28 protein-coding genes are annotated in these 23,986 nt (G+C 60.6%); 14 read left to right on the top strand and 14 right to left on the bottom strand.

Annotated elements, in window-relative coordinates:
* Positions 1-166: 166 nt before the first annotated feature.
* The gene (locus ABFB52_RS18325; protein WP_129974122.1) at positions 167-1,063 is read right to left on the bottom strand and encodes a LysR substrate-binding domain-containing protein; all 897 of its coding nucleotides are present in this window, start codon (positions 1,061-1,063) and stop codon (positions 167-169) included.
* A 112-nt stretch (positions 1,064-1,175) separates the two neighbouring features.
* Here ABFB52_RS18325 and ABFB52_RS18320 point away from each other — a divergent pair, with 112 nt between their 5' ends.
* The 3 genes from ABFB52_RS18320 to ABFB52_RS18310 are packed head-to-tail and all read left to right on the top strand — an operon-like array spanning position 1,176 to position 3,428.
* A complete protein-coding gene (locus tag ABFB52_RS18320; protein ID WP_129974123.1) occupies positions 1,176-2,198 on the top strand; it encodes an aldo/keto reductase in 1,023 nt (340 codons plus the stop codon).
* On the top strand, positions 2,195-2,992 hold the full coding sequence (locus ABFB52_RS18315) for an SDR family oxidoreductase (RefSeq protein ID WP_007952959.1): 798 nt from the start codon (positions 2,195-2,197) through the stop codon (positions 2,990-2,992). The genes ABFB52_RS18320 and ABFB52_RS18315 overlap by 4 nt, the downstream gene beginning before the upstream one ends.
* A 25-nt stretch (positions 2,993-3,017) precedes the next feature.
* Positions 3,018-3,428, top strand: coding sequence for an SRPBCC family protein (locus ABFB52_RS18310; protein WP_129974124.1), 411 nt, complete (start codon positions 3,018-3,020; stop codon positions 3,426-3,428).
* 124 nt (positions 3,429-3,552) lie between these two features.
* Here the strand turns inward: ABFB52_RS18310 and ABFB52_RS18305 are convergent, their stop codons facing one another.
* Positions 3,553-4,947, bottom strand: coding sequence for a HAMP domain-containing sensor histidine kinase (locus ABFB52_RS18305; protein ID WP_129974125.1), 1,395 nt, complete (start codon positions 4,945-4,947; stop codon positions 3,553-3,555).
* On the bottom strand, positions 4,925-5,608 hold the full coding sequence (locus ABFB52_RS18300; RefSeq protein ID WP_007952956.1) for a response regulator transcription factor: 684 nt from the start codon (positions 5,606-5,608) through the stop codon (positions 4,925-4,927). Before ABFB52_RS18300 ends, ABFB52_RS18305 begins: the two co-directional genes overlap by 23 nt.
* Before the next feature lie 297 nt (positions 5,609-5,905).
* Here ABFB52_RS18300 and ABFB52_RS18295 point away from each other — a divergent pair, with 297 nt between their 5' ends.
* From ABFB52_RS18295 to hcnC, 4 genes are all read left to right on the top strand, one after another.
* On the top strand, positions 5,906-6,844 hold the full coding sequence (locus tag ABFB52_RS18295) for a hypothetical protein (RefSeq protein WP_102687794.1): 939 nt from the start codon (positions 5,906-5,908) through the stop codon (positions 6,842-6,844).
* A 405-nt stretch (positions 6,845-7,249) separates the two neighbouring features.
* Positions 7,250-7,564, top strand: a complete 315-nt coding sequence (gene hcnA, locus ABFB52_RS18290) for a cyanide-forming glycine dehydrogenase subunit HcnA (protein WP_102687833.1) — start codon at positions 7,250-7,252, stop codon at positions 7,562-7,564.
* Entirely contained in the window at positions 7,561-8,970 is a 1,410-nt protein-coding gene (gene hcnB / locus ABFB52_RS18285) for a cyanide-forming glycine dehydrogenase subunit HcnB (RefSeq protein ID WP_129974126.1), read from the top strand. Before hcnA ends, hcnB begins: the two co-directional genes overlap by 4 nt.
* Positions 8,963-10,222: a cyanide-forming glycine dehydrogenase subunit HcnC gene (gene hcnC, locus ABFB52_RS18280; protein ID WP_129974127.1), complete on the top strand. Its 1,260-nt coding sequence runs from the start codon at positions 8,963-8,965 to the stop codon at positions 10,220-10,222. Before hcnB ends, hcnC begins: the two co-directional genes overlap by 8 nt.
* Before the next feature lie 154 nt (positions 10,223-10,376).
* On the opposite strand, the gene ABFB52_RS18275 is transcribed toward hcnC, so the two are convergent.
* Positions 10,377-12,185, bottom strand: a complete 1,809-nt coding sequence (locus ABFB52_RS18275; RefSeq protein WP_064380587.1) for a monovalent cation:proton antiporter-2 (CPA2) family protein — start codon at positions 12,183-12,185, stop codon at positions 10,377-10,379.
* Positions 12,186-12,348: 163 nt separating this feature from the next.
* On the opposite strand from ABFB52_RS18275, the gene ABFB52_RS18270 reads away from it, so the two are divergent.
* On the top strand, positions 12,349-13,263 hold the full coding sequence (locus ABFB52_RS18270; RefSeq protein WP_039767273.1) for a LysR family transcriptional regulator: 915 nt from the start codon (positions 12,349-12,351) through the stop codon (positions 13,261-13,263).
* Here the strand turns inward: ABFB52_RS18270 and ABFB52_RS18265 are convergent.
* The 5 genes from ABFB52_RS18265 to ABFB52_RS18245 all read right to left on the bottom strand — a co-directional run bounded on the left by ABFB52_RS18265 (position 13,253) and on the right by ABFB52_RS18245 (position 18,227).
* On the bottom strand, positions 13,253-14,023 hold the full coding sequence (locus ABFB52_RS18265) for a substrate-binding domain-containing protein (protein WP_085613216.1): 771 nt from the start codon (positions 14,021-14,023) through the stop codon (positions 13,253-13,255). The two genes, ABFB52_RS18270 and ABFB52_RS18265, sit on opposite strands and share 11 nt — an antisense overlap.
* A 10-nt stretch (positions 14,024-14,033) precedes the next feature.
* Positions 14,034-15,326: an MFS transporter gene (locus ABFB52_RS18260; protein ID WP_129973987.1), complete on the bottom strand. Its 1,293-nt coding sequence runs from the start codon at positions 15,324-15,326 to the stop codon at positions 14,034-14,036.
* A 143-nt stretch (positions 15,327-15,469) separates the two neighbouring features.
* Positions 15,470-16,531 (bottom strand): M48 family metallopeptidase, encoded by a 1,062-nt coding sequence (locus ABFB52_RS18255; protein ID WP_129973988.1) that lies wholly within the window; start codon positions 16,529-16,531, stop codon positions 15,470-15,472.
* A gap of 28 nt (positions 16,532-16,559) precedes the next feature.
* Positions 16,560-17,606 (bottom strand): M48 family metallopeptidase, encoded by a 1,047-nt coding sequence (locus tag ABFB52_RS18250; RefSeq protein ID WP_129973989.1) that lies wholly within the window; start codon positions 17,604-17,606, stop codon positions 16,560-16,562.
* A gap of 24 nt (positions 17,607-17,630) precedes the next feature.
* On the bottom strand, positions 17,631-18,227 hold the full coding sequence (locus tag ABFB52_RS18245) for a LemA family protein (protein ID WP_102687787.1): 597 nt from the start codon (positions 18,225-18,227) through the stop codon (positions 17,631-17,633).
* A gap of 204 nt (positions 18,228-18,431) precedes the next feature.
* Here ABFB52_RS18245 and ABFB52_RS18240 point away from each other — a divergent pair, with 204 nt between their 5' ends.
* A complete protein-coding gene (locus tag ABFB52_RS18240) occupies positions 18,432-18,740 on the top strand; it encodes an RcnB family protein (protein ID WP_064597595.1) in 309 nt (102 codons plus the stop codon).
* A gap of 100 nt (positions 18,741-18,840) precedes the next feature.
* Complete coding sequence (locus ABFB52_RS18235) at positions 18,841-19,305, top strand: hypothetical protein (protein ID WP_129973990.1); 465 nt, start codon at positions 18,841-18,843, stop codon at positions 19,303-19,305.
* A gap of 3 nt (positions 19,306-19,308) precedes the next feature.
* Here ABFB52_RS18235 and ABFB52_RS18230 read toward each other — a convergent pair whose 3' ends face one another.
* A complete protein-coding gene (locus ABFB52_RS18230; protein ID WP_129973991.1) occupies positions 19,309-20,385 on the bottom strand; it encodes a sensor domain-containing diguanylate cyclase in 1,077 nt (358 codons plus the stop codon).
* A gap of 141 nt (positions 20,386-20,526) precedes the next feature.
* Between ABFB52_RS18230 and ABFB52_RS18225 the strand changes: the two genes are divergently transcribed.
* On the top strand, positions 20,527-20,865 hold the full coding sequence (locus ABFB52_RS18225; protein ID WP_064380576.1) for an FKBP-type peptidyl-prolyl cis-trans isomerase: 339 nt from the start codon (positions 20,527-20,529) through the stop codon (positions 20,863-20,865).
* A gap of 72 nt (positions 20,866-20,937) precedes the next feature.
* Here the strand turns inward: ABFB52_RS18225 and ABFB52_RS18220 are convergent, their stop codons facing one another.
* The 4 genes from ABFB52_RS18220 to ABFB52_RS18205 all read right to left on the bottom strand — a co-directional run bounded on the left by ABFB52_RS18220 (position 20,938) and on the right by ABFB52_RS18205 (position 22,296).
* A complete protein-coding gene (locus ABFB52_RS18220; protein ID WP_240664954.1) occupies positions 20,938-21,246 on the bottom strand; it encodes a hypothetical protein in 309 nt (102 codons plus the stop codon).
* A gap of 27 nt (positions 21,247-21,273) precedes the next feature.
* The gene (locus tag ABFB52_RS18215; RefSeq protein ID WP_011334842.1) at positions 21,274-21,513 is read right to left on the bottom strand and encodes a pyocin S6 family toxin immunity protein; all 240 of its coding nucleotides are present in this window, start codon (positions 21,511-21,513) and stop codon (positions 21,274-21,276) included.
* A 119-nt stretch (positions 21,514-21,632) separates the two neighbouring features.
* A complete protein-coding gene (locus ABFB52_RS18210) occupies positions 21,633-21,914 on the bottom strand; it encodes a hypothetical protein (protein ID WP_129973992.1) in 282 nt (93 codons plus the stop codon).
* A 10-nt stretch (positions 21,915-21,924) separates the two neighbouring features.
* The gene (locus tag ABFB52_RS18205; RefSeq protein WP_129973993.1) at positions 21,925-22,296 is read right to left on the bottom strand and encodes a DUF6124 family protein; all 372 of its coding nucleotides are present in this window, start codon (positions 22,294-22,296) and stop codon (positions 21,925-21,927) included.
* Between the two features lie 585 nt (positions 22,297-22,881).
* Here ABFB52_RS18205 and ABFB52_RS18200 point away from each other — a divergent pair.
* The 3 genes from ABFB52_RS18200 to ABFB52_RS18190 all read left to right on the top strand — a co-directional run bounded on the left by ABFB52_RS18200 (position 22,882) and on the right by ABFB52_RS18190 (position 23,978).
* The gene (locus tag ABFB52_RS18200) at positions 22,882-23,205 is read left to right on the top strand and encodes a type II toxin-antitoxin system RelE/ParE family toxin (RefSeq protein WP_102687780.1); all 324 of its coding nucleotides are present in this window, start codon (positions 22,882-22,884) and stop codon (positions 23,203-23,205) included.
* 3 nt (positions 23,206-23,208) lie between these two features.
* Positions 23,209-23,520, top strand: coding sequence for an XRE family transcriptional regulator (locus tag ABFB52_RS18195; protein ID WP_096822566.1), 312 nt, complete (start codon positions 23,209-23,211; stop codon positions 23,518-23,520).
* Positions 23,521-23,702: 182 nt separating this feature from the next.
* The gene (locus tag ABFB52_RS18190) at positions 23,703-23,978 is read left to right on the top strand and encodes a metal/formaldehyde-sensitive transcriptional repressor (protein ID WP_085746055.1); all 276 of its coding nucleotides are present in this window, start codon (positions 23,703-23,705) and stop codon (positions 23,976-23,978) included.
* Positions 23,979-23,986 lie beyond the last annotated feature (8 nt).

Here is a 23,986-nt window from a genome sequence, read left to right as displayed (position 1 = left end):
TCCTTGTGAAGTGGGATGAAAAAGTCACTGTAGACCAAGCCAACCCTCAGTGCCGGATCAACCTGGTTATAGATTCACACCAGATTTTTCAGGTCGATTTATCGCGTCAATATCCCTCGATAGGTCCCCTCTCCCTACGGGCGGTCCGACGTTTCGGGAGGGCTATTCAGGCGGCGGAAATATCGGACCCGGTCAACACTTTACGAAACGTCTCCACCAACGGCCGTAAATTGACTCGGTGCCAAGCCGCCCACAACGGCGTGGTGAACGCCAGCCACGGCACTTCCCGCAGCACCACGCCCGGCGGTGCGTTATGGCTCAGGCCTTTCTGGATCATCGCGATCCCCAGCCCCGAAGCGACCAGCCCCAACGCGGTAAACGGCTCGGTGGCCTGCATCCGTACATCCGGGGTGAAGCCCGCGCGAATGCAGGCGCTGACGAACTCATCGTCAGCGCCTTGGCGAGGCTGCACGCCGATCCATTCCTGATCGGCCAGATCCGCCGGGGTCAGCGAGGGCAGTTGGTTGAGAGGGTGATGTTCGGGCAGCGCCAGCAGCATCGGGTCGTCCAGTACCTGAAAGCCCAGCAGGTCCGGGTCGTCGATCGTCGGCGGTTCACTGACCAGCGCGATATCGAGGCTACGCTGACGCAGGCCTTCCAGTTGTTCGGCGGAACTCAGGTTGTACAGCGCGACATGCACGTTGGGCCGGTCGACCCGCAGCACGCGCAAGGCGTTGGGCAAGACCCCGGCGTGCATCGCGTTCTCGATGTAGCCGATGCACAGGCCGCCTTCTTCGCCACGGCCCAGGCGTTTGCCGAGAGATTCCAGGCGGTTGGCGTGGGTCAGCAGGGCGCGGGTTTCGGCGAGAAAGGTCTGGCCGTCGCGGGTCAGGCGGATGCGCTGCTGGCTGCGTTCGAACAGGGTCAGGCCCAAGCGCTCTTCCAGCTGGGCGATCTGTCGGCTCAGGGGCGACTGGGAAATGTGCAGGCGCTCGGCGGCGCGGCCGACGTGTTCTTCCTCGGCGACGGCGACGAAGTAGCGCAATTGGCGGATGTCGATCATGTCAGACCTTCAGGGACTCAAGTGCTGCGGATTATGTCTTGGACGGTCTGAGTGGCGCAATCTAGGATCTGCTCAACGGTCAACACCGACCACGAACTACGAGGACAGCATCATGAGCTTGAAAGACAAACTTCCCGGCCAACTCGGCTTCGGCACCGCGCCGCTGGGCAACATGTTCCGCGCCATTCCTGAGGAAGAAGCCCAGGCCACCGTGCACGCGGCGTGGGATGCCGGCGTGCGTTACTTCGACACCGCGCCGTTCTACGGCTCGGGCCTGTCGGAAATCCGCCTCGGCGAAGCACTGTCCCGCTACAAACGCGACGAATATGTGCTCAGCACCAAGGTCGGCCGGGTGATTCTCGATGAAGTCGAAGACGCCGCCGCCCGGGATCTGGGCGAGAAAAGCGGGGTGTTCGAGCACGGTCGCCCGAACAAGATCGTCAACGACTACAGCGCCGACGCCACCTTGCGTTCGATCGAAGACAGCCTCAAGCGTCTGAAAACCGATCGCCTCGACATCGTCTGGGTCCACGATATCGCTCAGGATTTCTACGGCGACCAATGGCTCGAGTATTTCAATCAGGCACGCACCGGCGCCTTCAAAGTCCTGACCCGCCTGCGTGAAGAAGGCGTGATCAAGGGCTGGGGCCTGGGCGTGAACAAGGTTGAACCGTGCGAGTTGACGCTGGACCTGACCGAGGCGCAGCCTGACGGCTTCCTGTTGGCCGGCCGCTACACCTTGCTCGACCACGACCGCGCTCTGCAGCGCTTGATGGATTCGGCCCGGGCGCAGAACGTTGAAATCGTGGTCGGCGGCCCATACAGCTCGGGGATTCTGGCCGGTGGCGCGCACTTCGAATACCAGAAAGCCAGTCCTGAAATCGTTGCCAGAGTCGAGCAGATCAAACGCATCGCTGCCGCCTACGGCGTCGATGTCAAAGCGGCTGCACTACAATTCTCGCTGGCCAATCCGGCCGTGGCGGCAGTGATTCCCGGCGCGAGCAAACCGGGGCGCATCGCTGAAGATGTGGCGGCGCTGTCGGCGGTCATTCCGGCCGGTTTCTGGCAGGCCATGCGTGAAGCGAAACTGGTGTCCGAACGTGCACCATTACCCATCGACGAGGTGAAAGCATGAAGATCGATCTGAGCGGAAAACTGGCGATTGTCAGCGGCAGCACGGCGGGCATCGGTTTGGGCATCAGCCAGTCGCTGGCCGAGGCGGGCGCCACGGTGGTGGTGATCGGTCGCGACGCGGCCAAGGTCGAGCAGGCGCTGGCAAGCATTCGAGACAAGGTGCCGGGCGCGCAACTGCGGGGTCTGACGGCGGATCTGGGCACGGCCGAAGGCGCGCAGAAACTGTTCGCCGCCGAACCGAAAGCCGACATCCTGGTGAACAACCTCGGCATCTACAACGCCGTGGATTTCTTCGACGCGCCGGACGATGAGTGGACGCGCTTCTATGAAATCAACGTGATCTCCGGCGTGCGCCTGTCGCGGCATTACGTGCCGGCGATGGTCGAGCAGGGCTGGGGGCGGGTGATCTTCCTGTCTTCGGAATCCGGCGTGGCCACCCCGGCCGACATGATCAACTACGGCGTGACCAAAAGCGCCAACCTCGCGGTGTCCCATGGCCTTGCCAAACGCCTGGCGGGCACCGGGGTTACGGTCAACGCGATCCTCCCGGGGCCGACCTTCACCGACGGTGTCGAAGAAATGCTCAAGGATGCCGCCGCCGAATCTGGGCGCAGCCTGCGGGACGAGGCTGACGCCTTTGTGCGCCGGGCCCGTCCGAGCTCGATCATCCAGCGCGTGGCGGATGTCGAAGAGGTCGCGCACCTGGTTACCTACATCGCTTCACCGCTGTCTTCGGCCACCACCGGCGCCGCTTTGCGGGTCGATGGCGGCGTGGTCGACAGCCTGACTATCTGAACTTATCGAGAGAGACTTTTTATTTATGGCAACAGCATCAGCAACGATCGACATCCCGGCTTCGGCCGATCAGGTCTGGCAATTGATTGGCGGCTTCAACACCTTGCCGGACTGGCTGCCGTTCATTCCCAACAGCGAACTGAGCGAAGGCGGGCGTGTGCGCACCCTGCAAACCGCTGACGGTGGCGTGGTGGTCGAGCGTCTGGAAACGTTCGATAACGCGGGCAAAACCTACAGCTATTCGATTCTGCAGGCACCGTTTCCGGCCACCGATTATCTGGCGACGATTCGTGTTGAGCCCCAAGGGCAGGGCGCGAAGGTGACGTGGTCGGGACGCTTCACGGCCAAGGGCGTGACTGATGAGGAAGTGGTGGCGCTGTTTAGAGGGATCTATCAGGGCGGGCTCGAAGCGCTGCGCGCCAACTACCCCGCCTGAGTTTCTGCAAGAACCCCTTGTGGGAGCTAGCCTGCTAGCGATAACGGTCGATCATTCAACTATTCATTGACTGACACGCCGTCATCGCCAGCAGGCTGGTTCCCACATGGGGAATACATGAAGTTCAAGACTGTGAAATCAGACTCTGCCGACAATCCAGCACCAGCTTCGCCCCGCCCAGATCGCTGCGTCCCACCTCAAGGCTGAACCCATGCAGGTTGACGATCGCCGCGACGATCGACAGTCCCAGACCAAAGCCGTTCTGCAATTGCCCGCCCTCGGCGCGGTAGAACCGCTGGAACACCGCCTCCCGTTCCGACTCGGGAATGCCGGGCCCGGAGTCATGCACTTCGATCCGCGTATGCCCCGCATCATTGACCCCGCGCAACACCACCGTGCCACCGGCCGGGGTGAACTTGATCGAGTTGCTCAACAGGTTCGCCAGCGCTTCAAACAGCAACGCCCGATCGCCGTTCAGCATCGGCAGCGTTTCAGGCATGTTCAGCTCGAAACGCAGCTCGTCGTCTTCGGCCAGCGGCAGATAGAACTCGTGCAGTTCCTGCAGCAACAACACCGGATCAAGCTCGACAAACCCCGAGCGCCGCTGACGATCCTCAAGCTCGGAAATCCTCAGCAACCCGCGAAACCGCGCCATCAGCGTATCGGCCTCGGCCAGCACCAGATCCAGTTGCACCGCTTCCGGCGAGCCTTCGCCGGCCTGCTGCTGCATGCGATACAACTGCGCGCGCAAGCGGGTCAGCGGGGTGCGCAGGTCATGGGCGATGTTGTCGCACACGCCTTTGACTTCGTTCATCAAGCGCTCGATGCGATCGAGCATGGCATTGACGATGGCGGCGAGCATGTCCAGCTCATCTCGGCGATTGGACAGTGGCAAACGGTGGGTCAGATCGCCGGCGACAATCGACTGGGCGCTGGCCTGGATCGCCCGGATCCGCCGCAGCGGCCGACGACGCAGCAGATGCCAGCCGATGATCCCCGGCACAATCGTCAGCGACACGCCCCAGAGCAGCGCATGCAGAATGATCTTCGTCACCGCGAACAGCGAGCCGTTGTCACGCAGCAGCACCAGCCAGCGACCGTCGCGGGTCGGGGTGGCTACCGCGTCGCAGCTGTCGGCGGGCAGGGTCGGGTCGTCGGAGTCGGCGCATTCGCTGAGCATGTGGATCTTGCCGTCCAGCGGCAGGCCCTCGGGGATCCTCTGCAACGCGCCACCCAGGTAACGGTGCTGAGCGTCGAACAGACCGTAGGCGTCGATGCCACGAATGTCGAACGTCATGCTGGCGGCGAGCGCGTCTTCCAGCTGATCGCCGCGAAAGTGCGAAAACAGATGCTGACGTTGCATCAGCGAATGTTTGGCCAGATTGTCGAGATAACCGGACACCTCGAAGTACATGACACCCATGAGGATCGCGCTCCAGGCCACGAACAACGAACTGTACAGCGCCAGCAAGCGGCTGCTGGAGGAGCGCCAACCGTCAGACGGGTTCGGCAATGACATAACCCGAGCCTCGCACCGTGCGGATCAGCGGGACATTGCCCGGCGGGTCGATCTTCTTGCGCAGGCGGCCGATGTGCACGTCGATCAGGTTAGTGCCGGGGTCGAAGTGATAGCCCCAGACTTCCTCGAAAATCATCATCCGCGACAGGATCTGGCCGCTGTTGCGCATCAGGAATTCCAGCAATTTGTACTCGGTCGGCAACAATGTCAGCACCTGCTCGGCGCGTCGGGCTTCGTGGCTGATCAGGTCGAGTTGCAGGTCCGCCACCTGCAACGTGGTCGGCTGGGCGCCGTTGCTGTTCTGGCGACGCAGCAACACTTCGACCCGGGCGGCCATTTCATCGGTGGCGAACGGTTTGGTCAGGTAGTCATCGCCGCCGGCGCGCAAGCCGCGAACGCGCTCGTCGACATCGGAGAGGGCGCTGATCATCAGGATCGGCGTGGCCACGCCCATGGTGCGCAGGGTGGTGACGATGGCCAGGCCATCAAGCTCCGGCAGCATGCGGTCGAGGGTGATCAGGTCGTAGTTGCCGCTGACGGCGCGGTCCAGGCCTTCACGGCCGTTGTCGACCCAGTCCACGTCGAGGCCGTGGCTGCTCAGTTCGGCGACAATTTCCCGGGCGGTCACGGCGTCGTCTTCGATGGTGAGGATGCGAGTCATGGTGGGCCTGCTGGTCTGTTCAAACGCAATGGCAGCATTTTGCCAAGATTTTGCGCCGGCGCTTTAAATTAACTTTCATGTTTTAGCGGATACAAACGCCACGGCCGGGCTTTTGTGCCAATGCATAAAACCCGCTGTTATCGACCCGTTGTTGCAATTTGCATGGTCTTAGGAAGTTCAGACTTTTTAAGCTATTGAATTCAAACGATTTATTTAATGTGGGCGACTGGCACGGTCACTGCAATTCCTCTGTTGACGAGTTGTAACACCATTTTTCATGCCTGGAGCACTACAACAATGAATAGATCCTCTGATGGGTTTTATCCTGCCTACGAAGGAGAGTCGAGCAACGTCTCGGGGGTGTCCTGGGGCGCGATCTTCGCAGGGGCTGCCGCTGCGGCGGCACTGTCGCTGATTCTCGTGCTGCTGGGCTTCGGTCTGGGCTTCTCCGCCGTTTCACCGTGGGCCGGGGAGGGCGTCAGCGCCAAGGGCCTGGGCATTTCCACCATTATCTGGCTGGCGGCCACGCAAATCATCGCTTCGGGGCTCGGCGGCTACATTGCTGGTCGCTTGCGAGTGAAGTGGGCCAACATGCACGGTGACGAGGTGTATTTCCGCGACACCGCCCATGGCTTCCTTTCCTGGTGTGTCGCGACGCTGGTCACCGCAACGCTGGTGGTCGGCTCGGTCAGCAGCATCGTCAGCGGTGGCGTGCAGGCCGGTGCGAGTGTTGTCGGCGGCGCTGCCGGTGCCATGACGCAAGCGGCCGGCACAGCGGCCGGCAACACCGACAGTGACCAGTACGGCTACTTCGTCGACAGCCTGTTCCGCGACGATCGTCCCGCCGCCGTCAGCGATGACGCCGCCCGTGGCACCGTAACCCGGATCTTCGCCCAAAGCCTGGCCAACGGTCAGCTCAGCGCCGAAGACCGTACCTACCTCGCACAACTGGTCGCTCAGCGTACCAACCTGACCCAGGCCGACGCCGAACGTCGGGTCGATGAAATCTACGCCCGTACCCAGAAAGCCATCGCCGACGCCAAGCTGAAAGCGCAACAAGCCGCCGACACCGCCGCCAAAGTCGCTGCCTGGACCACGCTGTGGATGTTCATCGCACTGTTGGCCGGTGCGTTCTTCGCCAGCCTCTCGGCCACCTTCGGCGGTCGTCGCCGGGATGCGGTCGAGTACGTCGAAGTCGAAACCTACACCACGACCACGCTGCCGCCAGTCCGTTAATCAAGGAGAACCACCATGCGCTCACTACTGCTGTTTTTCCTCGGTGTTCCAATCCCGATCATCATCCTGATCGCCCTGTTCGTGCACTGATTCCTTGAGGCACATGCCTTGGCCGCTTCCACCTTCGGGTTGAAGCGGCTTTTTGCTTTCTGCGCGGGGCCGAAGGCGCAGAACCGACCAGTCATTTCCATGGCCTGGATCAATATTCGTCGGCGCAATATCCCCTACCGTGAAATTTCCAGGCCCTTGCCGCTGGATCGACTACATTGCTTGCGCGCACTTTGCTGCGCGAGCGGAACCAACCTGCCGGCCCGATAGAGAGATAACACCCGACGTGCCGGCGAGGTGTAGTGCAGCAAGGAGCTGTTTCAACCTCACCTGAACCTTTCACGGATGATCATTGCAATGCACTGCCTAGAAAGAACCTTCGATATCCAGCCTTTGGCGCAGGCGGATATGACTGTCCACATCAACGGCCAGCCGGTCACCGCCGCCATCGGCGAAACCGTGCTCAGCGTCATTCAGTCCCTCGGCGTGCGCCAGGTCGCGCGCAACGATCACAACCAGATCAGCGGTGCCTATTGCGGCATGGGCGTGTGCCAGTGCTGCCTGGTGAAAATCAACGGCCGGCACAAGCGTCGAGCCTGCCAGACCGTGGTGCGCGACGGCATGCTGATCGAGACCCAGGTCAACCGCATTCACGGGCAGGAGGTGGTATGAGCCAGAATCCGGTGATCGTAGGGGGTGGCCCGGCGGGAATGGCCGCGGCCATCGAACTGGCCCTGCACGGGGTGCGCTGCACCTTGCTCGAAGAAGCATCGCGCCTGGGTGGCGTGGTCTATCGCGGGCCGCTGCGTGACGGCGTGCAGCTGGATTATCTGGGGCCGCGCTATTCCGAGGCGTTGGGCAAACTGCACGGTGATTTTCAGGAGCAGTCCGGGCTGATCGACGTGCGCCTCAACCACCGCGTGGTCGGCGCCGAAGGCACGCGCTCGCTGGTGGTGCTGGACGGCGACGAGCGACTGCACGAAATCGAATACCCGCAGTTGCTGCTGGCCGCCGGTTGCCATGAACGCAGCGTGCCGTTTCCAGGCTGGACGCTGCCCGGCGTGATCATGCTCGGCGGCCTGCAATTGCAGATCAAAAGCGGCGTGGTCAAACCGCAGGGGCCGGTGGTGATCGCCGGTACCGGGCCGCTGTTGCCGCTGGTGGCGACTCAGTTGCATGCGTCGGGTGTGAGCGTGGCCGGGGTCTACGAGGCCTGCGCGTTCGGCAAGATCGCCAAGGAAAGTCTGGCACTGCTGAACAAGCCGCAACTGTTCCTCGATGGCTTGAGCATGCTCGCTTATCTGAAACTGCATGGCATCCCGATGAACTACGGCTGGGGCGTGGTCGAAGCGCACGGCGAAGGCGAACTGAAAAGCGTCAGCGTGGCGCCGTACTCGGCAACGTGGGAGCCGGACATGAGTCGCGTCGAACGCTTCGAGGCGAAGACACTCGCGGTCGGCTACGGCTTCATTCCGCGCACGCAACTGAGTCAGCAAATGGGCCTGGATCACGGCTTCAGCGACGACGGTTACCTGCGCGCCAATGCCAATATCTGGCAGCAAAGCAGCGAGCCCCACGTGCATCTGGCCGGTGACATGGGCGGGATTCGCGGCGGTGAAGCGGCGATGCTGGCCGGCAAGATCGCGGCGACCTCGATCCTGCTGCAACGCGGCGTGCTGGAAGAAGAGCTGGCGCGAGTCCGTCGCGACCGTTATCTGGGCAAACTCAAAGCCATCGTGCGCTTCCGCGCGGCGGTGGATCGCTACACCGAACGCGGCGTCGGGCAAACCGCATTGCCGGCTGCCGACACGGTGATCTGCCGTTGCGAACACGCGACCCGCGCCGACATCGACCGCGCGCTGGAGCAGGGCGTGCAAGACATCGCCAGCCTGAAAATGCGCACCCGCGTAAGCATGGGCGACTGTCAGGGGCGGATGTGCGTCGGCTATTGCAGTGACCGCTTGCGACAGGCCACCGGGCGCAAGGATGTCGGCTGGCTGCGGCCGCGTTTCCCGATTGATCCGATTCCTTTTTCCGCGTTCCAGTCCCTCGGCACGGAGGCCGTTTCCCATGAGTAAGTTCTATGACGTGGTCATCGCCGGCGGCGGTGTGATCGGCGCGTCCATCGCCTACCAATTGTCCAAGCGCAAAGGCCTCAAGGTTGCGCTGATCGACGCCAAGCGCCCGGGCAACGCGACCCGCGCTTCGGCCGGTGGTTTGTGGGCGATTGGCGAGTCGGTGGGATTGGGTTGCGGGGTGATTTTCTTCCGCATGATGTCGGCCAACCGCAAGCGCGAAACCCAGGGCGCGGCGGTGGCGGTTGACTCCAGCACACCGCACATCCTGCCTCCGTCGTTTTTCGATTTCGCCTTGCAGTCCAACGCGCTGTACCCGGCGCTGCACCGCGAGCTGCGTGACAATCACGGGATGGATTTCAAGTTCGAAAAGACCGGGCTCAAATTCGTGATCTATGACGATGAAGACCGGTTGTACGCCGAGCACATCGTCGGCTGCATTCCGCACCTGGCCGATCAGGTGCGCTGGCTGGATCAGGCGGCATTGCGCGAGTCAGAGCCGAGCGTCAGCCATGAAGCGCGCGGGGCGCTGGAGTTTCTCTGCGACCACCAGGTCAGCCCGTTCCGCCTGGCCGACGCCTACACCGAAGGTGCCCGGCAGAATGGCGTGGACATGTACGTCAACACCAACATCACCGGCGTGCTGCATCACGGCTCGCGGGTGACTGGCGTACAGACGGCCGAAGCCGGGGTGTTTCACTGCAAGACCCTGATCAACGCAGCGGGTGCGTGGGCAGCGGACTTGAGCGAGTGGGCCACGGGCATCCGTATTCCGGTGAAACCGGTGAAAGGCCAGATCCTGCTGACCGAACGTCTGCCGAAAATCCTCAACGGTTGCCTGACCACCAGCGATTGCTACATGGCGCAGAAGGACAACGGCGAAATCCTGATCGGCAGCACCACCGAGGACAAGGGCTTCGACGTCACCACCACCTGGCCGGAAATCGCCGGGCTGGTGCAGGGCGCGGTGCGTTGTTTGCCGGAACTGGCGGACATCAACCTCAAACGCACCTGGGCCGGGTTGCGGCCGGGCTCGCCGGACGAATTGCCGATTCTCGGGCCGATGGCCGGGGTGGAGGGGTATCTCAACGCCTGCGGGCATTTCCGCACCGGGGTGCTGACGTCGGCGATCACCGGGGTGTTGCTGGACAAGCTGGTCAACGATGAACCGCTGCCGCTGGACATCACGCCGTTTCTGGCGGACCGGTTTGAAGTGGTGCCGGCCAAAGAAGAGAGGGAGCTGGAGATAGCCTGAGCCTGCTGGCTCCCATCTGATCGTTCCCACGCTCCGCGTGGGAATGCCTCAAGGGACGCTCCGCGTTCCAGCTCTGGAAGGGACGCGGAGCGTCCTGGGCTGCATTCCCACGCGGACGGTTCGACGTCTCGACGTGGGAACGATCAGCAAGAACTCAGGACTTGCCCGATTGTTCTTCCAGTTGATCCGACTCGAACAGCCGGGCCAGTTCCGCCCGCGCTTCCTGGGCGGTCTGCAGCACTTTGGCCGCGTCGTCGTACACCGCGTGTTGAGCTTCCAGCACCTGTTCGTCATGGTGCTTGAAGCGCTTGATCCGCGCATCGGCCTGAGCCTGGGTCAAGCCAAGGCCAACCAGGGTGCGGCGGCTCATTTCCAGACTTGAGTAATAGGTCTCCCGGATCGGATCGGCCCCCACATCCACCAACCGATGAACATGCTGCCGGTTACGCGCCCGGGCGATGATCTTCATGTCTGGGTAGAGCTTGCGCACGATCTCGGCGGTCTTGATGTTGGTTTCCGGATCATCTGTGGCAATCACGAAGTACTCCGCTTCACCGACCTTGGCCGCACTGAGGATTTCCGGACGCATCGGGTCACCGTAGAACACCGGTACGCCACCAAAACTGCGCGACAGTTCGATGGTTTCCACCGAGGTGTCCAGCGCCACGAACTTGATGTTCTGCGCCCGCAGGATCCGCGCCACGATCTGCCCCATACGGCCCATGCCGGCGATCACTACCCGTGGGGATTCGGTCTCGATCTGGCGGAATTTCTCCGGCACTTCCACCGGCTGCACCTTCGGGCTGACCAGCCGTGCGCAGACCAGCAGCAACAGCGGCGTGACGGCCATCGACAGGGTGATGGTCAGCACCAGCAGGTCGTACAGACGTGGTTCAAACAGGCCTTGATCGCGGCCAATCTTGAACACTACGAAAGCAAACTCACCGCCTGCCGCCAGCACGATGCCGAGGCGAATCGCGCTGACCTTGTTCAATCCACCCGCCAGACGCCCGACCACAAACAGCAGCGGCAACTTCAGGGCGATCAGCAACAGCGTCAACCCCAGCACCGTGATCGGCGCGCTGAGCAGCAGGCTGAGGTTGGCGCCCATGCCGACGCTGATGAAAAACAGCCCCAGCAGCAGGCCCTTGAATGGCTCGATCTGCGCTTCCAGCTCATGGCGATATTCCGAATCCGCCAGCAGTAACCCGGCGAGAAACGCGCCCAACGCCATCGACACACCGACCATGTCCATCAGCCACGCGGTGCCGATTACCACCAGCAACGCAGTGGCGGTAGACACCTCCGGCAGACCGGTTTTCGCCACGATGCGGAACACCGGACGCAGCAGATAACGTCCGCCGATCACCACCACCGCGATGCCGCCGAGCACCTGCAAACTGTGGCGCACGTCGTCGGCGGTGCTGGTGTGGTGATCGACCCCCGCGAGCATCGGCACCAGCGCGATCAGCGGGATCGCGGCGATGTCCTGGAACAGCAGAATCGCAAACGCCAACCGCCCGTGGGGGCTGGTCAGTTCCTTGCGCTCGGCGAGGCTTTGCAGGCCGAATGCGGTGGACGACAGCGCCAGGCCCAGGCCCAAGACAATCGCGCTGTTCAACGGCTGACCGAACACCGACAACGCCAGCACCCCGATCACCGAACCGGTCAGCAGCACCTGCGCCAGACCCACGCCGAACACTGATTTGCGCATCACCCACAACCGTCGAGGCGACAGCTCCAGACCGATGATGAACAGCAGCAACACCACGCCCAGTTCCGAGATATGGCTGACGCTTTGCGGATTGCCGATCAGGCCCAGCACCGACGGGCCGATGATCACCCCGGCGAACAGATAACCGAGCACCGCGCCCAGTTGCAGACGCTTGGCCAGGGGAACGGTGAGCACGGCGGCGAAGAGAAAGACGACGGCGGCTTGCAACAGATTGCCTTCATGGGGCATGAGCGGAACTCCAGTAACGCGGTACGGCGGGGGGCGACAAGGATAAAGGCTGAAATGATTGCAGATCCAGCGCAGAGCCTGATTGAGCAGATGTGCTTCTGTAATAATTTGCATCAATTGGTTACATTTATAGCCTCAGCGAATCAATTCCTTCGAGTCTTTCATGGCCATCAACTTCGACCTCAACGACCTGCAAGCCTTTCGCGCGGTGGTCGAGCAGGGCAGTTTCCGCAAGGCCGCCGACACCGTGCGCCTGTCGCAACCGGCCCTGAGCCGGCGCATCGAAAAGCTCGAAGACGCCCTCGGCGTGAAGCTGTTCGAACGCACCACGCGCAAGGTCAGCCTGACCCAGGCCGGACGCGGTTTCATGCCCAGCGTCGAACGCTTGCTCGACGATCTGGACGTCGCGTTGCTCGGCATCAGCGAAGTCGCCTCGAATCGGCAGGGCCACGTAACCGTCGCTTGCGTGCCGTCGGCGGCGTATTACTTCATGCCGAGCGTGGTCGCGCGTTATCACCAGCAGTTTCCGCGCATCAAAGTCAAAGTCCTCGATTCCAGCGCCCACGACGTGCTGAGCGCGGTGGTCAATGGCGAGGCGGATTTCGGTCTGAGTTTCATGGGCACCCAGGAGGCGGGCGTGGATTTCGAACCGCTGGTGCAGGAGAGCTACGTCGTTGCCTGTCGCCGCGATCATCCGCTGGCGGGGCGCAGCAGCGTGACCTGGGACGAGTTCTACCGGCAGGATTACATCTCGCTCGACAAGACTTCCGGCAACCGTTTTCTGCTGGACCAGGCGCTGGCCAAAGTGGTGCCGCAGCGCCCGAGCATCTGCGAGACGCGGCATGTGACGACCATGATCGGTCTGGTGGAAGCGGGGTTGGGGGTGGCAGCGGTGCCGCTGATGGCGATGCCGGCGGCGGATCATCCGATCCTGACGCGGGTGCCGCTGACCGAGCCGCAAGTGATGCGCAGCGTCGGCATCATCAAGCGCCGGGGTCGTACGCTGACCCCGGCGGCACTGGAACTGGAGCGGCTGGTGGTGGAAATGAAAGTCCAGCCGCCGACGGTCAGCGCTTGACCGAATCCAGCCCGGTGGCCTGCACGTCGGCCTGGGCAGCGGGGGCGGCCAGATAAGCGAGCAACGCCTTGGCTTCCTGCGGATGCTGCGCACCCACCGGAATCCCCGCTGCAAACCGCGTTACCGACTGCACCGATTCAGGAATCTTCGCCACAAAACTCACCCCCGGCACCGGCAGCAATTCGCTGACCTGCTGGAAGCCCAGTTGATAGTCGCCAGTGGCGACCACCGAGCCGACCGGGATTTTCGGGATCATCTTCGCCTTGGGTTTCAGCTGATCTTCGATTCCGAGTTTCTTGAACAGTTGCTGCTCGATGTACACGCCGCTGGCGCTGTCGGAGTAGGCCACCGACTGGGCGTCGAGCAGGGTTTTCTTCAGGGCGTCGACGTTGCTGATGTCCGGTTTCGGCGCGCCTTCGCGCACCACCAGGCCGATCCGCGAATCCGCCAGCTCCACACGCGAAGCCGGGTCGACCTTGCCTTGCTTGATCAGATCATCGAGGGCGTAGCCGACCATGATCACCACGTCGGCCTTTTCACCACGGGCGAGGCGATTGGGGATTGCCTCCGGCGCCTTGCCCATCGACGGGCCGAGTTGGGTGTCCAGCGTGTTGCCGGTGGCGGCGGCGAATTTCGGCCCGAGGATCTTGTAGGCGGCGGTGAAACCGCCGGAAGTCATGACCCGCAGTTCTTCGGCCTGGGCCGCAACGTTGAACGCAAGACCGGCGAGCAGGGCGGTAACGGTAAACAGTTTTTTCATGGTGATGTTCTCAGGCAGTAACAGGTTGCAGACGACCGCCGGCCCGGCGATACAGATAAAGCGTCGCGCACAATGCGCAGAGCGCGCCGATGCTCATCCAGTAACCCGGTGCGGCTTTGTCGCCGGTGTACTGGATCAGGAAGGTCGACATCGCTGGAGTGAATCCGCCGAACACGGCAGTGGCGAGGCTGTAAGCCAGGGAGAAACCGGCCACTCGCACTTCCACCGGCATGATCTCGGTCAGCGCCGGAATCATCGCGCCGTTGTACAGGCCGTAGATAAACGACAGCCACAACAGCGACAGCAGCATGTGACTGAAGCTCGGCGCCTGCACCAGGTACGACAGCGCTGGATACGTGGTGGTCAGCGCCAGCAGCGCCATGGCGATCAGCACTGGACGGCGGCCGACGCGATCGGACAACGCCCCGCCAATCGGCAGCCAGAAGAAGTTGGAAACACCCACCAGCAGCGTCACCAGCAACGCATCCGATGTGCTCAGGTGCAGCACGGTTTTGCCGAAGGTCGGCGCGTACACAGTGATCAAGTAAAACGCGGTGGTGGTCAGGGCGACCATCAGCATCCCGCCCAGTACCACGCCCCAGTTCTGGCCGAGGGTGCGGAACACTTCCTTCATGCTCGGACGGTGTTTACGGGCGGCGAACTCCTCGGTTTCCGCCAGATTGCGTCGCAGAAAGAAGATGAACGGCACGATCATGCAGCCGACGAAAAACGGAATACGCCAGCCCCAATCGGCGACCGCTTCCGGCGCCATCCATTGGTTCAAGCCGTAACCGAGCGCGGCGGCGACGACGATGGCCACCTGCTGACTGGCCGACTGCCAGGCGGTGAAAAAGCCTTTGCGACCGGGCGTGGCGATTTCGGAGAGATACACCGAAACCCCGCCCAGTTCCGCACCGGCGGAGAAGCCTTGCAACAGCCTTCCGATCAACACCAGCGCCGGGGCGAACAGACCGATGGTTTCGTATCCGGGCACCAGCACAATCAAGATCGTGCCGCTGGCCATGATCGACAGGGTGACGATCAGACCTTTGCGCCGACCGACGTCATCGATGTACGCGCCGAGCACGATGGCCCCCAGCGGACGCATCAAAAAGCCTGCGCCGAACACTGCGAAAGTCATCATCAGGGACGCGAACTCACTGCTCGCCGGAAAGAACACCGCCGCGATCTGCGTGGCATAGAAACCGAACAGAAAGAAGTCGAACTGTTCGAGGAAGTTACCCGAGGTCACCCGGAAAATGGCGCCGGCCCGCGAGCCGCCGTGTGGGATTGAGGCTGTCATAGAAAAGTACTCCACCGCTTTTATGACGTGCGCGACGGGGAGGCGGCGCACGGTTTTTATTGGGGCGGATAGTGGCGCGCAGGGATCGATTTGTTAATTGCATTGTTGGCATGGATTGATGTGCTATGCAGATCAATGGCGTGCTATGGCAGCTGTTTTGGCGTCGCTGCCTGTACGGTTCTGGCTACCATCGAGTCTTGCGCTGGTGCGGCGATGTTCACAAAAGTCCCGTCCCAGTCAGGGTCTATCCTGCGAATGCGTTCACGCAGATCCGGATGGCCCGAGAGCAGAAGAGAGCTGGAAGTGCCAGGGCCGAAAAACAGGTGGCTGAACTCGGCGGCACGGGCGGCCTTGAGGGTCGAGCCCATTTTATACCCGCCGATTTTCTTCAGTGCCCCGACGATACTGTCGGGGTTGCGGGTGTATTGCACGGCGGTCGCATCGGCCAGGAATTCGCGTTGCCGGCTGACTGCAGCCTTGATCAGGTTGCCGAAGAACGTCCCGGAGAATCCGACAATGCACAGCGCAGTGCCAAACATGCTGACCAGAATGGTCGGTTGCTTACGATTGGCAGATGAATGTGGTGTGTCCTCAAGACCGCGCAAGAGATGGTTTCCCGCCAACCCGATCACCATGATCCCATGGACGATCGCTACCAGTTGAGTGTTCAGGCGCATGTCGCCGTTATAGATATGGCTGAATTCGTGGGCGATCACACCTTGCAGTTCATCGCGTGACAAAAGACTTATCGCACCTTGAGTGACGCCAATCACTGCATCCTGAGGAGCGAGGCCGGCAGCAAATGCATTGATGCCCAGATCTGGCAGCAGATACACGGGAGGGACTGCGGTGCCGGACGCCAAGGCCATTTCCTCCACTACGTTGACCAGGCGGCGCTCTTCCAGAGTCCGCGCGTCATGGTTGATCAGACGACCACCCAAACGGCGCGCGACCACTTTGCCGCCCCCTTTCAGTTCGATGTATTTGACCAGCCCGCCGAGCAACACAACACCCGTTACCAGCGCTGCAATGATCGCGAAAAACTGCCAGTTTTCCGCAAGATCCTCGAGCGTTTTGCCGTACGAGATCGGCAGAATCAGTAGCATGAAGGACACAAGAACCAAGCCGAGTACGGCGAGAAACATCAGGATCACGAGCTGCACCGAGCGACGTTTGGCCCGGCACTGTTGTTCAAAGAAATTCATCTAGCCATCCGTGGACGTGGAGTCTGAATCAATCCGCCGTTGCCGCCATCTGATCAGGCAACGGTTTGCCCGCTGCGGCAGCCGTCGTAAAACTCCCGTCCCACTGCGGATCGATCCGACGAATCCGCACGCTCAGATCAGGGTGGGTCGCAAACATCCGGCTCAGCCAACCTGATCCGCCGGTGCTGAAAAACAAATGACTGAACTCGGCGGCACGGGGCGATCTGATTACCGAGCCTTGTGCATGGGCGCCGATTTTTTTCAGGGCACCGACAATGCTTTGCGGATTGCGCGTGTACTGCACCGCGCTGGCATCAGCGAGGAACTCATGCTGACGACTGACTGCGGCCTTGATCAGATTGCCGTACAGATTCCCGATAAACCCGGCCACGCACAACGCGGCACCGAGTGCAAAAACCACCAGCATCAATCGCACGTCGCGTTTGTCGCGCTTGAGCAGGCTGGCCATTATGTAAGTGCCAGCCAGCCCCAGCATCAACAGGCCGTGCACCACTGCCACCAATTGCGTGTTTAGGCGCATGTCACCGTTGAAAATGTGGCTGAATTCGTGGGCGATCACCCCTTGCAGTTCTTCCCGGGTCAGCAGCGTCACCGCGCCACGGGTCACACCAATGGCCGCGTCCTCCGGTGTAAATCCGGCCGCGAAGGCGTTGATGCTTTCGTCCGGTAACAGATACACCGCCGGCATGCAGGTGCCGGAGGCAATCGCCATTTCTTCGACGACGTTCATCAACCGCTGCTCGTCCAGGGTACGCACATTGCCATTAAGCAGGCGGCCACCCAGTTTCTCCGCGACGACCTTGCCGCCCGCCCGCAGTTGCCGATATTTCAGCAGACCGCCAATCACCACGATGCTGCTGATGAACGATGCGATAACGGCCATTGCCAGAAACGCGTCCGCCAGCGTGCCAGTCCCGCTCAGGTAATCCTCAAAACCATTGAAGACGAAGGGCAGGCTGGTCATCCCGATCAGCATGACAATCGCCAGAATCATCATGCACACCAGCCGTTGCGTCTGGTTTCGGGCCTGGGTTTGTCGTTCGAAAAAGTTCATCGGGCCATCCATGGAGAGCAGCAATCAGAAAGAAACGTTGGGCGCGGTCTTGATGGCCAGCGTATCGGCAAACTTCAACGGAACCGCATCCTCGCGATGGCCAAAACTGGCCGCCAGCAGCACCGCCGGAAAGCTCTGCTTGAGCGTGTTGTAGGCCATCACCGCATCGTTGAACGCCTGCCGCGCGAAACTCACCTTGTTTTCGGTGCTGCTCAGCTCTTCGCTCAGTTGTTGCATGTTCTGCGAGGCCTTGAGTTCCGGATAAGCCTCCAGCGTCAGGTTCAAGCGACCCACCGCGCTGCTGAGTGCGCTGTCCGCCCGCCCCAATTGCGCGATGTTCTGGGCGCTGCCCGGTTTCGCCTGTGCAGCCTCAAGTCCGGCCACGGCGGCATTGCGTGCGGCGATCACCGCTTCAAGGGTTTCGCGCTCATGGGCCAGATAACCCTTGGCAATGCTGACCAGATTGGGGATCAGGTCATAGCGGCGTTTGAGCTGCACTTCGACCTGGGCAAATGCGTTCTTGATCTCGTTGCGCCGGGCAACAAGCTTGTTGAAAAGATTGACAGCGTAGAGCCCCAGCAGCGCAAGCAATACCAGATTGACGATGAGGTAGATCTTCACGGTGATGTCCTTATTCACTCGGCAGGGGCGCGCGATCTTATCGCAAATGGATGCCGTTGACTGTATTCGCCCGGTGGCGGACGAGCCCGGATCGCGTTCCGGGGCGCGACTACAATCTCCGGTTCAGCTTCATCAAAAAACAAGGAATGATTCCAGAGCCGCGCAGTCGGAGTTCAGGTATCACATATCTCAGGAGGTTCACCGATGAACAACAAGACCCTAATCGCCAGCCTGGCCCTCGTCGCCGGCATCGCCGGGATCAGCCCTCTCGTTCAAGCGGCGCAAACCTCGAACGACACCGTCGAACAATCACCGACCGGCAACCGCGAACTGAACGTCAACGACCGCGCCCCGGACATTTACCAGCGCAGCGAAAAAGCCATCAAAAACTGGAAACAGAAAGGCCTCAAGCAGCCGGAACCGCAGGCGCAGTGGGTACAGATCAACGATAAATACGTGATGGTGATGATCACCAACGGGACGATTGTGGCGATTCAGCCGGTGGAGCGCTGACCTCAAGCAACAATTGGCCATGGACGGTTGATTGCATTCGAGCGCCGTTCCGGTAAAACGCGAGGGGCGTTTCGAGTGACTGGATGTCAGGAGCAATAGGTTGGATAAGAAACCCCTTTACCGCAAAGAAAATACGACCACCCATAACGTCCGTCGCAACAATCCCGGCGGACATTACCGGCATCAGCGAAACACCAAGGCTGAAATCCACAACGAGGCCACACGCGGCTCGATGCATGGGATCCAGCACCGTGGCTTCGATTACACGCCCTTGTTTCGCTTTTTGCTGTCGCGTGTTGGCGGTGATTGGGACGAGATTTTCAGTGAAGCCGTGTCGCGGCTGGATCGGCAAGAGCCGGTGTTCTGGATGGTCGCTGTGCTTGAAAGTGACCGGGAAGAAATAGTGCGGCTCGGTGAATCGAGTTACTTCAATGGCCTGTATGTCGATGAACAGAAGCGCCTGCAAATCGTCAATCCCGCCCTGAAAGCCGAAGACATGACGCCCTACTGCCAATGCTGCACGCATACCTTCAATGGCGTTGTGTTCGGTACACCCGAGCGCTGAAATTCAATCAGCCCGGCCATGACTCAGCGTCTGCCCGCCGCCCAACCGATACTGATTGTTCCCACTGCGTTTGGCCTCATACATCGCCAGATCCGCAATGTGCAGCAACCGGTCCATGGTCGGTGCGTGGTCGGGGAAGACGGCGACGCCGAGGCTGGTGCCGATGTGGCGTTGGTCGTTGCCGATGGGAATGGGCGGGGACAGTTCGATGAAGATCTTCTGGCAGATGCTGCGCGCTTCGTCCTGCAGGTTCAGACCGGGGGCGAGGCCTTGCAGGATGACTACGAATTCGTCGCCGCCGATCCGTGCGACGGTGTCGCTGACCCGCAGGATGCGTTTCAGGCGCGTGGCGGTGGTGATCAGAACGCGGTCGCCGGCGGCGTGACCGTAGCGGTCGTTGATCGCTTTGAAGCCGTTGAGATCGATAAACACCAACGCCACCCGCGTCTCGGTCATGCGCGCATGTTCCAGTGCTTCCGATAGCCGTTCTTCCAGCACCAGCCGGTTGGGCAGTCCGGTCAGCGGGTCGAAGTGGGCCAGGTGCTGGAGGTAGCTGGCCGAGGCCTTTTCTTCGGTGATGTCGCGTACCACACCCATCATCTTGATCACCGCGTCGTGATCGTTGCGCACCACATTGCCGGTTTCCCGCAGCCAGCGGATTGTGCCGTCGGGCCAGACCACGCGGTACTCCTCGTCGTGGTTTTCGCCGGTCTCCAGGCATCGCAATTCCCCCGCGCGCACCCTGGCGCGGTCATCGGGGTGTACGCAGGAACAGAACAGCGCGTAGGAGGGCGTCACTTCGCCGATCTTGAAGCCGAACATGCCGAATATTGCGTCGGACCAATAGAGTCGATCCGTGTCGACTTCCCAATCCCAAGTGCCGATCCGCGCAAAATACTGGCTGCGCTTGAAGCGGTCGGCGTCGCCATCCTGACGGATGTTCTGGCCCTCGGCGGCGCGGGTGAGCAGTTCGCGATACTCGGCGAGTTGCTGACGAAGCGCGCGCACTCGGCGGATCAGAACGGCGATCACGACCAACAGCACAACGACAATGGCGAAGCTGATCCAGAGTTGAGTCATTCAAGCGTCGCTGTCATGGCGTATCGATCAGGATTGGTAGCGGGTGGCCATCATCCATCACGGCCGACGTAGGGTCAAACGGTTGCCAATGGCCGGTATTTCTGGGAAAACGGCGGCCAGCGGAACGATAGAGTGAATGTTATGAATGATGAACTGCAGATAATCGATCTTCAGACCGGAGACGGAAAAGCCGCCGTCAAAGGCGCGTTGATCACCACCCAATACACCGGTTGGCTGGAAGACGGCACCGAATTCGATTCGTCCTGGAGCCGGGGCAAGCCGTTTCAGTGCGTGATCGGCACGGGCCGGGTGATCAAGGGCTGGGATCAGGGGATCATGGGGATGCAGGTTGGCGGCAAGCGCAAACTGCTGGTGCCGGCGCATCTGGGTTATGGCGAACGGACGATGGGCAAGATTCCGCCGAATTCGAATCTGGTGTTCGAGATTGAGTTGCTGGAGGTTTTGACGCGGGAGGATTGAAGCTCGTTGGTGAGTACGTTGTGATGAGGGGCGTTCCTGATCACAACGTCCTGCATGCAAGGGCCCGATGAATCAGGTAAATGCCTCAATGTCGTCAAGCGTGTCTGCGATCACGCCTTCCAGGGAGGGGAATCTTGTCTTTGCTTCTTCCAGGGCCGCGAAGGCAATGTCTTTGTCCAGTTTGCCGTGCCTTCGAGCAATGTGGCCCAAAGCGGTAATGGCAGATGCGACAACCGACTCATTGCTGCTGGCGAAATACTTCAGGCAGGTTTGCTGAGCCCAGATTCTGTCTGATTCGTTCAAGCCAATAGAAATCAATCCAGCGACAACATTCCTTTCCACGCCGCTTTCAAGAATCCTCACTGCTTCATCGTGGTTCACTGTTGGTTCTTGATAGAAAAGACTCAACTATTCCCGAACCCCGATAAAAAGATCTAGTTCAGTTGGTAGGTGTTCATTAAGGACTGAAGCGATTTGCCGGACCTGACCGTCATTCAATAACCATTCTCCGGCCTCGCTTTCTTCTAGGCTTTCCCAACCCAGCAACGCTAAAACCGCAGCTTCTGCCTCAGGCTTCACCGTCAGTTCGAACTTCAAAGAGTCGTCCTCTTCATCACCTTTCAAAAAGCCACTTATCCATAAAAACATTAAAAGCCTCCTATATTTACTTGGGGGTTAACCTTGTTATTGGAGAGCTAGGAAAACACTGAACCCGCTGCCTCCCTTCACGGAGGCAGCGGTTTTTTTCTTGCCTTGTGCCCTGGGTGTTACGCAGCCATCGCCATCTCATCCAGCGTCGCGGCAACCGTGCCGGTCAGGCTTGGAAATCTGCGCTTTACGCTGGTGAGTGCCGGCAGCAGGCGGTTGCGGTCCAGTTCGCCATGGTCGCGGGCAATCTGGACGAGGGCGGTGAGGGCGGCGCTGACGATGGATTTCCGTTCACTCTCGAGCAGTAGCAGGCAGGCTTTCTGGGCCCATTGGCTGTCTTTCTCGTTGAGGCCGATGGAGATCAGGGCGGCGACGACGTGTGCATCGGATTTGCTTTCCATGGGGTGTTCCTCAGGTCGTGGCATCGAGAGTGTCCAGCGCCCGGTTCACGGCGAGCTCGCCACACATCACCACTTGGGCGATGCCCAGCACGGTGCTGCGGTAGGGCGGGTCCAGCAGCGCGGCGAAGTCGCCGAGCATCACGCTGGCCGAAGCCATCGACTCGCAGGCGTGGGCCAGCAGGGCATGTTGATCCAGGTCGGGGGCGACCAGGAACATGCGGCCGGGGCAGTGTTGTTTCGGGGCGGTGGGTTTCAGGTAATGGTCGAGGGCGCGCTCGGCGGCTTCGTGGAGTTTTTTTGAGTCTGTTGTGGAGTAAGGAGAGGTTGGGTCGGACTCGTTGGGTACGTCAGTTTCGGGTGGATCGGGAACGTATTTGAACATTTGCTGGGTAACCTCAAAATGAGGCTGACACGTTCTTGCGACTAAACAATAGGTGGCAGCTGTACGCAGGTTAGTCGACCAGTACCCAAGCATTACCGGCGCACCCGAAGGCGCCCTGCGCACAGCTACCATTGAGTACAGGCGTAGAGATACCTGACTGAATGACAGTTTGCGAACTTGAGAAAAAGCACCGAGCGACTAAACCCGTTCACTGACCATTCAGTGATGCGAATCAAGTTACTGGCAGGCCCCAAGCTGCACAAGCCGGCGGATTCTGGCGTAGTTGTAGGCAAAGGCGCAAGGCGATGTAGCCTCTCGGATGAGGGCAAAATGATGCTTCATTTTTCAGTCCGCCATCGCGAGCAAGCTCGCTCCCACAAGGGTTCTGCGTCGGCATATCAGGTGCGCTGGCTCGCGAATTTCTACTTTGTGATACCAAATGTCAGATAAGCCAATTCAAACTTGATTTATATCGGTTTCGATATAGTCTGCTGGTATGTGATCGCTGCCATTCCTTGCAACACACCTGTGCAACACGATTCCGTCCGGGCTATTACGCTTTTCCTTCCAACACAGGAGAAGCCAATGCCAAGACACAAGGACGTGGTATTTGTCGGGAGTGCGCTCAAGGATCTGAGAGCTTTTCCCCTCGATGCTCGCAGAGCTGCCGGATTCCAATTGGATCTGTTGCAGCAGGGTGACGAACCCTTTGACTGGCGCCCCATGAAGACCGTCGGGCGGGGCGTCAATGAAATCCGAATCACCGAGGATTCAGGAGCGTATCGAGTGTTTTATGTGGTCAACCGGCCTGACGCGATTTATGTGCTGCACGCCCTGCAAAAGACCACGCGCAAAACCGAGACGCGAGACATAGAACTGGCACGGGCCAGATACCAGGAAATAGGTTGAACCATGACGGATCATCAAAACTCTTCCCAGCGTTTCGCAAGCGTCTGGGATGCACTGGAAGACACGCCGCAGGAAGCGGCCAACATGCGCCTGCGGGCCAAGCTGATGCGCACGTTGTGCGAAACGATTCGTGCCTGGGAGCTTCCGCAGAAGGAGGCGGCCAAGCGTCTAGGCATCACCCAGCCGCGCCTCAACGACGTACTCAACGGCAAAATCGACAAGTTCTCTCTGGATGCGCTGGTCAACCTGTCGGCTGCAGCGCAACTGGACGTAGACCTCTGCTTCTCGTCGTCCTCGCCACTGCAATGGGCCTGACAGACGAGGGTTCTCAACGATCCTGCCTCTGAAACACCTTCCAGAGGCGGTTGCCGACTGACGCTCCGCCTCAATCCTTTCACGTCAAAAATTCAAGCTGCGACGGATGGTCGAAAACAGGCCTTGCCCCTCTCGATCGGAACAGCGACTATGCTCGCCATATAGGGGTAGGAGGTATAGGTATGTCGCACACGCACGAACACAAAGGCGAATTGCTCAACCGGGTCCGGCGTATTGCCGGGCAGGTTCAGGCGGTTGAACGGGCGCTGGAGTCCGAGGCCGATTGTGCCAAGACGTTGCACCTGATGGCGGCGATTCGCGGCGCGGTCAATGGCTTGATGGAGCAGTTCATCGAGGCCCACGCCCGCGAGCATGTCGCCCGTCCCGACCTTAGCGACGAAGCCCGCGCCCAGGGCGTGGAAGAGTTGCTGCTGGCCATCCGCCGATATTCCAAGTGAGCGCCGAC

The sequence above is a fragment of the Pseudomonas sp. 9.2(2024) genome (genome assembly GCF_039695385.1).
Taxonomy (GTDB): domain Bacteria; phylum Pseudomonadota; class Gammaproteobacteria; order Pseudomonadales; family Pseudomonadaceae; genus Aquipseudomonas; species Aquipseudomonas paraglycinae.
The sequence above is the reverse complement of the archived record's forward strand: the minus strand, read 5'-3'. Positions and strand labels throughout refer to the sequence as shown.

Excerpts from the sequence above, each read along its gene's own strand:
- ABFB52_RS18195 (WP_096822566.1), top strand. The coding sequence starts at position 23,209 with ATGACGGATCATCAAAACTCTTCCCAGCGTTTCGCAAGCGTCTGGGAT.
- ABFB52_RS18210 (WP_129973992.1), bottom strand. The coding sequence starts at position 21,914 with ATGGAAAGCAAATCCGATGCACACGTCGTCGCCGCCCTGATCTCCATC.
- ABFB52_RS18300 (WP_007952956.1), bottom strand. The coding sequence starts at position 5,608 with ATGACTCGCATCCTCACCATCGAAGACGACGCCGTGACCGCCCGGGAA.
- ABFB52_RS18265 (WP_085613216.1), bottom strand. The coding sequence starts at position 14,023 with ATGAAAAAACTGTTTACCGTTACCGCCCTGCTCGCCGGTCTTGCGTTC.
- ABFB52_RS18315 (WP_007952959.1), top strand. The coding sequence starts at position 2,195 with ATGAAGATCGATCTGAGCGGAAAACTGGCGATTGTCAGCGGCAGCACG.
- ABFB52_RS18190 (WP_085746055.1), top strand. The coding sequence starts at position 23,703 with ATGTCGCACACGCACGAACACAAAGGCGAATTGCTCAACCGGGTCCGG.
- ABFB52_RS18310 (WP_129974124.1), top strand. The coding sequence starts at position 3,018 with ATGGCAACAGCATCAGCAACGATCGACATCCCGGCTTCGGCCGATCAG.
- ABFB52_RS18260 (WP_129973987.1), bottom strand. The coding sequence starts at position 15,326 with ATGACAGCCTCAATCCCACACGGCGGCTCGCGGGCCGGCGCCATTTTC.
- ABFB52_RS18215 (WP_011334842.1), bottom strand. The coding sequence starts at position 21,513 with ATGTTTTTATGGATAAGTGGCTTTTTGAAAGGTGATGAAGAGGACGAC.
- hcnA (WP_102687833.1), top strand. The coding sequence starts at position 7,250 with ATGCACTGCCTAGAAAGAACCTTCGATATCCAGCCTTTGGCGCAGGCG.
- ABFB52_RS18250 (WP_129973989.1), bottom strand. The coding sequence starts at position 17,606 with ATGAACTTTTTCGAACGACAAACCCAGGCCCGAAACCAGACGCAACGG.
- ABFB52_RS18270 (WP_039767273.1), top strand. The coding sequence starts at position 12,349 with ATGGCCATCAACTTCGACCTCAACGACCTGCAAGCCTTTCGCGCGGTG.
- hcnB (WP_129974126.1), top strand. The coding sequence starts at position 7,561 with ATGAGCCAGAATCCGGTGATCGTAGGGGGTGGCCCGGCGGGAATGGCC.
- ABFB52_RS18320 (WP_129974123.1), top strand. The coding sequence starts at position 1,176 with ATGAGCTTGAAAGACAAACTTCCCGGCCAACTCGGCTTCGGCACCGCG.
- ABFB52_RS18275 (WP_064380587.1), bottom strand. The coding sequence starts at position 12,185 with ATGCCCCATGAAGGCAATCTGTTGCAAGCCGCCGTCGTCTTTCTCTTC.
- ABFB52_RS18240 (WP_064597595.1), top strand. The coding sequence starts at position 18,432 with ATGAACAACAAGACCCTAATCGCCAGCCTGGCCCTCGTCGCCGGCATC.
- ABFB52_RS18200 (WP_102687780.1), top strand. The coding sequence starts at position 22,882 with ATGCCAAGACACAAGGACGTGGTATTTGTCGGGAGTGCGCTCAAGGAT.
- ABFB52_RS18325 (WP_129974122.1), bottom strand. The coding sequence starts at position 1,063 with ATGATCGACATCCGCCAATTGCGCTACTTCGTCGCCGTCGCCGAGGAA.
- ABFB52_RS18255 (WP_129973988.1), bottom strand. The coding sequence starts at position 16,531 with ATGAATTTCTTTGAACAACAGTGCCGGGCCAAACGTCGCTCGGTGCAG.
- ABFB52_RS18295 (WP_102687794.1), top strand. The coding sequence starts at position 5,906 with ATGAATAGATCCTCTGATGGGTTTTATCCTGCCTACGAAGGAGAGTCG.
- ABFB52_RS18305 (WP_129974125.1), bottom strand. The coding sequence starts at position 4,947 with ATGTCATTGCCGAACCCGTCTGACGGTTGGCGCTCCTCCAGCAGCCGC.
- ABFB52_RS18230 (WP_129973991.1), bottom strand. The coding sequence starts at position 20,385 with ATGACTCAACTCTGGATCAGCTTCGCCATTGTCGTTGTGCTGTTGGTC.
- ABFB52_RS18225 (WP_064380576.1), top strand. The coding sequence starts at position 20,527 with ATGAATGATGAACTGCAGATAATCGATCTTCAGACCGGAGACGGAAAA.
- ABFB52_RS18205 (WP_129973993.1), bottom strand. The coding sequence starts at position 22,296 with ATGTTCAAATACGTTCCCGATCCACCCGAAACTGACGTACCCAACGAG.
- hcnC (WP_129974127.1), top strand. The coding sequence starts at position 8,963 with ATGAGTAAGTTCTATGACGTGGTCATCGCCGGCGGCGGTGTGATCGGC.